We start from the raw sequence: 9,693 nt of genomic DNA on the forward strand, positions 1-9,693 counted from the left end.
GTGGCATCAACGCTCATATTCTTCCGGTTCCGTGTATGAACATTATCAATGGTGGTAAACATGCCGATAACAACGTCGATTTTCAAGAATTCATGATTGCACCTCATAATGCAAACAGCTTCTCCGAAGGTATTCGCATGGGTATCGAAGTTTTTCATACATTAAAAGAAGTTTTAAAGAAAAAAGGCTACTCTACCGGTGTGGGCGACGAAGGTGGCTTTGCTCCTAACCTAAAATCGAACGAAGAAGCAATGGAAGTTATTCTTGAAGCTATCAATAAAGCTGGTTATAAACCTGGCAAAGATGTAAGCATCTGCCTCGACCCCGCCGCAAGCGAAATGTGGGACAATGGAAAATATATTATGTTTAAAAGCACAAAAAAAGCTGTATCTACTGACGATTTAATTGCTTTATGGGACAAATGGGTAAAAGACTATCCTATTATCAGTATCGAAGATGGCTTGGCTGAAAACGATTGGGACGGATGGAAAAAACTAACCAAAACTCTTGGAAATAAAATAGAATTAGTGGGTGATGATATTTTCTGCACGAATCCTGATATTTTAGCAAAAGGCATTAAAAATAAAGTGGCTAACTCTATACTTATTAAACTAAACCAAATAGGAACGGTTACCGAAACACTCGATACCATTGACTTAGCTTTTAAAAACCATTACAACATTTTTGTATCGCATCGCAGTGGCGAAACTGCCGATACATTTATTGCCGACTTAGCTCTTGCCACCAGTGCTGGTAAATTAAAAACAGGTAGCGGCTGCCGCAGCGAACGAATTGAAAAATTCAATCAACTCATCCGTTTAGAAGCCTTGTTAGGCAGTTCAGCAAAATATGCCGGCATTAAAGCTTTTAAAAATCAATAAAAATCATATGGAGGCTGTTATTGTATAATGACAGCCTCTTTTTTATGTTTCATTATGAGCAAAATACTTTACATTTTAAGCATTTTAATTTTATTTTCTTGTAAAAAGAAAGATGAAAGCTATATTATTTCTGGTTATGTTACAAACCCTGAATTGAATATCGCTGTTAGTCAAATGCAAGTATCACTCTGGGGAACAAAAATTAGTAATGGAACAGTTCAAAATCAGCAAGAAAAATTAGGATCTACCACTACCGATGCATCAGGTCATTTTGAATTTAAATTTAATAAAGCCGTATATTCTGAAATAAAATTAGTGCTATATAAAAGCGATTATTTTAACGTAGAACAAAACATTAATCCAAATAATTTAAATCCAGGCGAAAACTATAACCTAACTATTCAAGCTCATGGAATAGCTTGGTTAAAAACAATTGTAAAAAATGTAGGTACGCAATATAACGATGATAAACTAACATATAAATTATCACTTCCTTATTCGAATTGTTCGAGTTGTTGTTCTACTCAACAAATAATCTTTACAGGAACAACGGTTGATACAACATGGGTCTGCCCTGTTTATGCAGGGAGCAAAATTGCTATTCAATGGATATATTCACATGGAGGTAACGACCTGCCACACCTCGATACACTCAATATTTTGCTAAACGACACTACGGTACACTCATTATATTATTAGCCTATTGGCTCTCAAAAATAATTTGAAGCAAAATTTTGCTATTACATTTCTGGATCAATAAGAATACGCCCACAATATTCGCATACAATTATTTTTTTGCGTGTGCGAATTTCTAATTGGCGTTGAGGCGGTATTTTAGCGAAACAACCACCACAAGCATCACGTTCAACTTTAACTACAGCTAAGCCGTTACGCATATTGGATCGAATACGTTTATATGCGGTTAATAATCGAGGCTCAATAATTTTTTCAAGTTCAATTGATTTATCGCGTAGCTGCTGTTCTTCTTTTTGAGTTTCTTCAATAATTTCACGCAATTCTTTTTGCTTTTGTTCTAAATCGATCCTTCTACGTTCAAGAAGTTTATCAACTGTCTGGGCTTCTGCTTTTAATTCTTCTATACTGGCGCTAAATTCTTTAATGTGCTTTTCGCACAATTGTATTTCTAATTGTTGAAATTCGATTTCTTTATTAATAGCATCGAATTCGCGGTTATTGCGAACGTTTTTTTGTTGTTCGCTATATTTTTTAATAAGTTCTTCTGCTTTTTTAATTTCTAGTTTTTTATGACTAATCTTTTGTTCATTAGTTTTAATTTCATCAGAATATTTTTGATAACGCGTTTCTAATCCGGCAATTTCATCTTCCAAATCCTGAACTTCAAGAGGTAATTCACCACGAAGTTTTAGAATATTATCAATTTGAGAATCAACAGTTTGTAATGTAAATAATGCTTTTAGTTTTTCTTCTACAGAAAGTTCGTTTAATTCTACTTGAGCTTCTTTTTTAGCCATATTAAAAATAATTTACAGGATTAGAACAATTTTCCGATAAACGGACTGCAAAGTTAGTATTTTTTTTCGTAATTATTTCAAATATTTTTTGCACAAAATGAATTTCTGTCTCAAAATGTCCGGCATCTATTAATAGTAAACTCGACGGGCAGTCTGTAAAGTCGTGGTATTTTAAATCAGCAGTTATAAAAGCATCGGCATTGTTTTTTATGGCGGCTTGAATATACGAAGCACCACTACCGCTGCACAAAGCTACCTTTTGAATGATATTTTTTTCGCTTTTATTGTAACGTATGACTTTACAGCCAATTTTTTGTTTGACGTATTGCTGAAATGCCAAAACAGACATTGGATCGAGCAGATAACCGATTATACCTATACCGACCTGTGAATAAGTGTTTTCGAGCATATAAATATCATAGGCAACTTCTTCGTAAGGGTGAGTATCTAATAATGCACTTACTATTTTATTTTGCAAATAAGCAGGAAAAATTGTTTCTATGCGAGTTTCGGGTTCGTGATGCTCCTCATTAATAGCACCTACATATGGGTTACAACCTTCATTGGCTTTGAATGTTCCATAACCTTCTACATTATAGCTGCACGAATCGTAATTGCCAATTTGTCCTGCTCCTGCATCGAACAATGCCTTTCTCACTATTTCTGCATAATCGTGAGGGACATAGGTAACCAGCTTTTTGAGTTGATGTTGGACTGGCTCTAATATCTCTATATTCTGAAGTTGAAGCAAATCAGCTAAAATTCGGTTAGTACCCTGCATCGACGAATCGAAATTCGTATGAATGGCATAAATGCTCACTTGGTTTTGAATGGCTTTGATAACGATGCGTCCTTGATGAGTCTCTGGATTGATTTTTTTTAACGTTTTAAAGAGCAATGGATGGTGCGAAATAATTAAGTTGCATTGCTTGGCTATGGCTTCATCAATAACTTGCTCCGTAATATCTAAGCATATTAAAATGCCATTGATTTCATTTTCAGGAAAAGAAATTTGACTTCCACTATTATCGTACGATTCCTGAAATGCTAATGGATATAATTGTTCGATTGATTTTATGAGTTCTTTTATCTTCATATTATTTTTTAGGTGATGCTACCGAAAGTAAAACGCCTAAAACAATTCCTAAAAAAGCTGCAATAACCACTCTATATTCCGAAGCTACCATAAAATTGATAGTTTGCATCGGAATCCAAAAAATAGGTATGGTCTTTTTAAAAATAAAATTCCACTGCATATCCCAATTGATAGCAGGGAATATTTTGCGTATAGGAATGGGTGTAAAAAATTTAGTTAAAGAGCCACCCGTTTGCATAATATGCATATCGGTTATTTTATGAAAGGTCATCATCACGGGAGCATAAGTAAGATTCATAACAGTACTAATCAAAAATGCCGATAATAAACGTACCCCACCCAAGCCATTTTCAGAAGCCTCAAAAACATCTTTAAATGCCATTGAATCTTTGGCACCTGCAACACCAAAATATTTCTCAACCAAGGTAGGAATTCCGGCAGCAAAAACCACAAAAGCAATTTTTATGGTTATACCTAAAAAACCCCACACCATCATTCTGGGAACCAATCCAAAACCTTTTTCGGTATAATTGCCCGTTCGAATTCTTAAACCTATCACCTCGCCTAACGTTGCCAACAAAGCGAATTTTAAAAAACTTGTATATAGCCAATAATCTTCGTTATATAAAAAAGATGATTGAAAGTCTTTGAGAAAACTAAACGGCAAAAAAGGCAATACAATAATTGTAAAGATTAAAATAAAAATAAAATCATTTTTCTTCATAATACGTCATATTATTTTTCGATTCTTATACGTGCATCAACGGCTATTACCTGATTTTTCTTACCTAATAATGGATTGATATCCATTTCGTAAATTTCGGGAACTGCTCTTAATAAAGCCGATACTTTACAAATTATATCGGCAAAAAGTTCTATATTAACCCCTTCTTGCCCACGAACTCCTTTTAGCATTGGGAAAGTTTTTAATTTTTGAATGGCTGTTAAAACCTCATCTTTGGTAGCAGGTACTAACAAAGTTTGAACATCTTTCAAAACTTCAATAAATATTCCCCCTAGACCAAACATCAACAAATGACCAAAGGGTTCTTCGCGTTTAGCACCAATAAATAGTTCCATACCCGATAACATGGGTTGAATAAGTATTCCAGTAACATCCTTAATTTTTATCATTCGCTCAAACTCTTTTACAACTGCATCTTTCGACTTAATGTTAAGTGCAACACCACCCACATCCGATTTATGAACCGGTCCTATTACTTTCATCACAACAGGATAGCCCAACTCATCGGCAGCTTTTACTGCATCAATTACATTGGAGGCTACCATTTCGCCAGCTCTAGGAATACCTGCCACATCTAACAACATTTGTACATCAGCAGGTTTTAAATAACCATTGTCAACATTTGCTAAAATACTTCCAATACGTTCTTTGTTCAATATGTATTGATTATCTTTAAAAGAAACAGGCTTGGGTGTATTATGGATTTGAGCCAAAGCTCTTGCAAACACTACTTCATCGGGGAAATTGATTCTGCCTTTTGACAAAAAATCGTTTATTTCGTCGGCCACATTGATAATTGAAGGCAAAACGGGAAAAATGGGTTTAGAGCATACTTTCATTTTTTCGTGTAAAACATTGTAAACATCGTAAACAGGGAATAATCCAGGGCTACCAAAAATAACAACCATGGCATCTATGTTATCAAATTCGTGCTCACAGTAATCAATAATTTTTCCGAGTTGTTCGGCAGTACCTGTTGCTAAAAAGTCAATAGGGTTGGCAACCGATGAGCCTGGGAACAAGTGAGTAAGCAATTCTTGGGCTTTAGGTCCCTCAATCTTGGGAATTTCAAATCCTCCCTGCGAAAGTGCATCGGTAAGCATAACAGCTGGTCCTCCAGCATGGGTAATAATAGCTATGCGTTTGCCCATAAGAGGTTTGTGCATAAAAATAGAGGCAACTGTGGTTAACTCTTCGCGTCCATAGCAACGTACAATGCCTGCTTTTTTAAAGAGTGCATCTACCGCAACATCGGGGCTTGCCATAGCACCGGTATGCGATGAGGCTGCCCTACTCCCCGCTTCGGATGAACCAGATTTGATGGCAGCAATTCTGCAACCTTTGCTTACTAACGAAGATGCGTGTTTTAAAAGTTTTTCAGGTTTTTTAATATTTTCAATATATAACAATTTAACCTTAGAACTTTTGTTTGGGTCGAAAGTTAAATCCATATATTCGAGCACTTCTTCTACACCCATTTGAGCTGAGTTTCCGACTGAATATACCGACGAGAATGTTAAACCTTTAGGCATTCCCGACTCCATAATAAAAACAGCCGTAGCACCACTACCACTAATAAAATCGCATCCCATTGGATCAAGCTTAGGTATAGGAGTTGTAAATACGCCAGCATAATTGTAATTCAACACTCCAATGCAATTGGGACCAATAAGAGAGCCTTTAACATCATTTATCGTTTTTACTATCTTTTTTTCTAATTCTGCACCTTCGTGGCTTTCTTCGCTAAATCCTGCAGACAGAATGATGAACGCACGTGTCTGTTTTTGATAAGCAAGAATATCAACTGTTTCGGGGCAAAGCTTGGCAGGAATAGCTAAAATAGCCAAATCTACTTGCGGAAGCTGACTAACATCGGCATAAGAAGCAATGCCCTGAACTTCGCTTTCTTTAGGATTTACAACATATAACTGACCTTTAAACTGATGGTCAATTAAATTTTTTAAGACTTTACCACCCGGTTTTTGAATTGTATTTGAACCACCTACAACAACTATACTACGAGGATTTACTAATTGTTCTGTTATCATAAAATATTGAATTAAACTGCTTCAAAAATAGATAAATATTGAGGAATAAAAAAAGAAAATGAGCAGTTTTACAGCTATATTTTCCATACTCTTACCATATGATGTTTATGTGGCGGTCCCTGTAATCGTTCGACTTTAAAGCCGACACTTCTAAGATTTTGCTTTACTATTCCGCTTGATGCATAAGTTACCAAGGCTCCACCGGAGTTTAAATGCTGAAACAAGTTCTGAAAAACATCTAACGTCCACAATTCGGGTTGGGCTTTGGGACTGAATGCATCGAAATAAATCAAGTCGAAAACCTTGCTGAATTTTATGTTCAAAATATCTTCGTTGCGTTTATAGACTACGAAATCTTTGTTTATCGGCTGTTCTTTGTTCCATGGAGCTTGCATCAATTGTAAATAAATTGTTTGGTTTTCGAGCGATGAAGCTATAATTTGCACAAGTTCTGATGTGAGTGGATATAATTCAATGGCTTCATAATAAATCGTTTGGTTTTGAGCTTTATTAAAAAAAGTAAGATAAGCATTGAGACCTGTACCCAATCCAACTTCAAGAATAGTTAATGAGGGTTGGTTACAAAACTTTTTCAATCCCTGCTCTATAAACACATAAAGGCTTTCGTTACGAGCTCCATATACAGAATGAAAAGTTTCGTTATGTAATTTATCGTAAATAGTTAATGAGCCGTCATCGGTTTGCTGTACCTCGAACTGTGTCATGTTATTTCCTAAAATTGAGCTGATAAAAATACTTTTTACCTTTTAAGAAAAAGTCGAAAACAATGATCCCTTTATAAATGGTCGGAATCTCTTTTACTTTAGCTAATTTAATATTCTCCAGTCGTTTTGTTTTAAAATGTTTACGATTTAAAATAAATTCTCGATGTGCTCTAATTACTGCCCCTGCATTGCTAAACTCAAATCCTAGAAGAAACTTCACAAAGGCTATAAAGTCGAGCAAATAACGCATTAAGATAATTCTACCGTAGTGTATATGTACGTTTTTGTATAACAAATAAAGGTTGTTTCTAAAATTAAGAAAAGTTTTATGTGGATTGGTTTTACTCAAAGTTGCTCCTCCCAAGTGATAGACTTTTGATTGAGGTATATAAACAATGGAATAACCACGTGCCCATATTCGCCAGCAAAGGTCAATTTCTTCCATATGAGCAAAAAAATCGTAGTCAAGGCCGCCAACTTGCTTGTATATATCGGTTCTAATGAACAAACAAGCTCCCGATGCCCAAAAAATATCTTCAATTTGGTTGTACTGCCCATTATCTTGTTCAAAAACATTGAAAAAGCGTCCACGGCAAAATGGGAAACCGTATTTATCGATATAACCACCGGCTGCTCCAGCATACTCGAATTCAGTTTTCTTTTTGTAAGACAAAAGTTTGGGCTGGCAAGCTGCCACTTTTTCGTTTTGATCTAAATGAGCAATCAAGGGTTCGAGCCAGTGTTCGGTAACTTCAACATCTGAATTGAGCAAAACGGTATATTTCTCGGTAATTTGTTCGATAGCTAAATTATATCCACCGGCAAAACCATAATTCTTATCAAGCTCAATAACACTAACCGAAGGAAAATGCTTTTTAACAAAAGCAACAGAATCGTCGGTACTACCATTATCGGCAACATAAATATGAACATCGGGATATTGCGAATATTTAACAACCGAAGGCAAAAATTCCGAAAGAATTTCTTTACCATTCCAATTTAATATAACAACAGCAACCGACAAGTTAAATAAATTTTGGACAAAGATAGTTTTTATTTAAAAATTTTAATAAAGAAATAATTGCATTCATTAGAGATCTATGATAAGAAAATGAAATAAAACCAAATTTTTATGCAAATAATCATTTATTAAAATTTTCGCCTGCTCTACCTCCAAACTGGTCGTCGCTTTGCGTTGCGTTGAAATTGTACATTGAATTATTTCGGCTGCTTAAACGGCGTTCCCAATTTTTGTCATATACCTCGCCACGCACATCCGAATGCAAAAGAATATAATCATTACCTACTAAGGTTGGATTGTAAAAAACAAATTTCTTATTCAACTGATTGCCAATGACATAATATTGCCATATTTCGTATGGATAAGCCGATGGTTCATGCTTGCTTTCGGTTACCTGATCGGGTGCACCATATTTTAAATAAACCCGTCCACGATCGCTCTCGTAACCTTTTTTAACTTTGCTACCATACAACCGCTGAACATAATTCACTAATTCCATATACTTACGCCATTCGCCCTCAGGATCGAGACTATTGCGAGATTGCCAAAAAGTTAGAATATACTTTTTCATTTCGCTAATATTCTTGTTTTCTAAAACTACTAAGGCTTTATCTAGCTCCACTTGACTCGAAATAGGAATCAAACAACGAATAAACTCTTTTAAACTATCGACATTGGTATAGGGTTCTATAAATGAACCTTTTAAATCAACGCTTGACATACCTTCCCAGCGTTTATCGGCAATCGGATTGTTTCGCTGAAAAAATACTTTTTGACGTGCCAACACTTTATTTTCTTTACTAACTAACTCAAATACAAGATTGTAATTTCCCGATGGCAATGAGCTAATATCAAACGATGCTATAACAGGTATAATGGTACTAGCTTTAACTTTTTTAGACATTTGATAAACATCAAAAGGCTCATCTTTTGTAACTTTGGTAATATAATAGCGAATTAAAAAATTTTCTTCCTCACCCAACGTTTTTGTATTATATACTTCGGTATATGCCTGCAGTTTATTTATATTTGCAGGAAAATAATCGGAAATAAAGGGTGTAAATTGATAACCATTCTTTGTAAACATATTTTCTTCGTTGCTGGGCTCAACTTTTTCTAAATATTCAACACCTGAAAATTGAATAGCAGACGACAAAGGCTGTATTTGAATAATATCGAAATAACGATTTTCGCCTTTTGAAGTCTTATCGAGTGTATCACGAACAATAATCTCCAAATTATACAAACCCGGTTCAATTGCAAAACGATGAACAAACAGAAAATCTTTTTTGTTTAAAGTATCAGTTAAAACAGGGCTGGACACATTAAATTTTTGAAATTGTTTTATTGTTCCTTCTTGCTTAAAAAGCATAGTAATTTCAACACTTCCACCGAAACCATTGTTCAAAGACGCATATTGAATTGACTTTCCAATAATTGTGAAATACGTTTCTATATAAGGCTTTGATTCCAAATCGTAAAACGGCACATAATAAAAATAACTGGTAACTGCTTGAGCTTGGAAAGCAATAAATACTAATATAAAAAACAAAAAACGTTTCATGTGTAATTATTTTTTAATTTTTAAATTAAGGTCACATGGAATACGCCATTCGAATAAAGAGCAAGGCTTATTTGTGAGTGATAATTTCATTTTCGGTTGCTGTGAATTTATTCTCATGGC

General features: G+C 34.8%; 9 protein-coding genes. 2 read left to right on the top strand and 7 right to left on the bottom strand.

The window, feature by feature from the left end; translation table 11 throughout:
• The coding region (gene eno, locus HPY79_11760; protein ID NSW46480.1) for a phosphopyruvate hydratase at positions 1 to 881 on the top strand (881 nt) is incomplete at its 5' end.
• 54 nt (positions 882 to 935) lie between these two features.
• Positions 936 to 1,580 carry a hypothetical protein gene (locus HPY79_11765; protein NSW46481.1) on the top strand — a complete coding sequence of 215 codons (645 nt, stop codon included), beginning with the start codon at positions 936 to 938 and terminating at the stop codon, positions 1,578 to 1,580.
• A gap of 41 nt (positions 1,581 to 1,621) precedes the next feature.
• Here the strand turns inward: HPY79_11765 and HPY79_11770 are convergent, their stop codons facing one another.
• The 7 genes from HPY79_11770 to HPY79_11800 all read right to left on the bottom strand — a co-directional run bounded on the left by HPY79_11770 (position 1,622) and on the right by HPY79_11800 (position 9,573).
• Entirely contained in the window at positions 1,622 to 2,374 is a 753-nt protein-coding gene (locus HPY79_11770) for a hypothetical protein (protein ID NSW46482.1), read from the bottom strand.
• Between the two features lies 1 nt (position 2,375).
• Positions 2,376 to 3,470 carry a Nif3-like dinuclear metal center hexameric protein gene (locus HPY79_11775; protein NSW46483.1) on the bottom strand — a complete coding sequence of 365 codons (1,095 nt, stop codon included), beginning with the start codon at positions 3,468 to 3,470 and terminating at the stop codon, positions 2,376 to 2,378.
• Position 3,471: 1 nt separating this feature from the next.
• Positions 3,472 to 4,194 (bottom strand): Mpv17/PMP22 family protein, encoded by a 723-nt coding sequence (locus HPY79_11780; protein NSW46484.1) that lies wholly within the window; start codon positions 4,192 to 4,194, stop codon positions 3,472 to 3,474.
• 11 nt (positions 4,195 to 4,205) lie between these two features.
• The gene (locus HPY79_11785) at positions 4,206 to 6,263 is read right to left on the bottom strand and encodes an acetate--CoA ligase family protein (protein ID NSW46485.1); all 2,058 of its coding nucleotides are present in this window, start codon (positions 6,261 to 6,263) and stop codon (positions 4,206 to 4,208) included.
• Between the two features lie 74 nt (positions 6,264 to 6,337).
• Positions 6,338 to 6,988 carry a tRNA (5-methylaminomethyl-2-thiouridine)(34)-methyltransferase MnmD gene (mnmD, locus tag HPY79_11790; GenBank protein NSW46486.1) on the bottom strand — a complete coding sequence of 217 codons (651 nt, stop codon included), beginning with the start codon at positions 6,986 to 6,988 and terminating at the stop codon, positions 6,338 to 6,340.
• 1 nt (position 6,989) lies between these two features.
• Positions 6,990 to 8,012 carry a glycosyltransferase family 2 protein gene (locus HPY79_11795; GenBank protein NSW46487.1) on the bottom strand — a complete coding sequence of 341 codons (1,023 nt, stop codon included), beginning with the start codon at positions 8,010 to 8,012 and terminating at the stop codon, positions 6,990 to 6,992.
• A gap of 118 nt (positions 8,013 to 8,130) precedes the next feature.
• A complete protein-coding gene (locus HPY79_11800) occupies positions 8,131 to 9,573 on the bottom strand; it encodes a GWxTD domain-containing protein (protein ID NSW46488.1) in 1,443 nt (480 codons plus the stop codon).
• Positions 9,574 to 9,693: the final 120 nt, after the last annotated feature.

It is taken from the genome of Bacteroidales bacterium (genome assembly GCA_013314715.1).
In the GTDB taxonomy this organism is placed as follows: Bacteria; Bacteroidota; Bacteroidia; order Bacteroidales; family GWA2-32-17; genus Ch61.

What these genes read in the sequence shown, in the direction of transcription:
- HPY79_11770 (NSW46482.1), bottom strand. Translation starts at nt 2,374, where the DNA reads ATGGCTAAAAAAGAAGCTCAAGTAGAATTAAACGAACTTTCTGTAGAA.
- HPY79_11775 (NSW46483.1), bottom strand. Translation starts at nt 3,470, where the DNA reads ATGAAGATAAAAGAACTCATAAAATCAATCGAACAATTATATCCATTA.
- HPY79_11800 (NSW46488.1), bottom strand. Translation starts at nt 9,573, where the DNA reads ATGAAACGTTTTTTGTTTTTTATATTAGTATTTATTGCTTTCCAAGCT.
- HPY79_11765 (NSW46481.1), top strand. Translation starts at nt 936, where the DNA reads ATGAGCAAAATACTTTACATTTTAAGCATTTTAATTTTATTTTCTTGT.
- HPY79_11785 (NSW46485.1), bottom strand. Translation starts at nt 6,263, where the DNA reads ATGATAACAGAACAATTAGTAAATCCTCGTAGTATAGTTGTTGTAGGT.
- HPY79_11780 (NSW46484.1), bottom strand. Translation starts at nt 4,194, where the DNA reads ATGAAGAAAAATGATTTTATTTTTATTTTAATCTTTACAATTATTGTA.
- mnmD (NSW46486.1), bottom strand. Translation starts at nt 6,988, where the DNA reads ATGACACAGTTCGAGGTACAGCAAACCGATGACGGCTCATTAACTATT.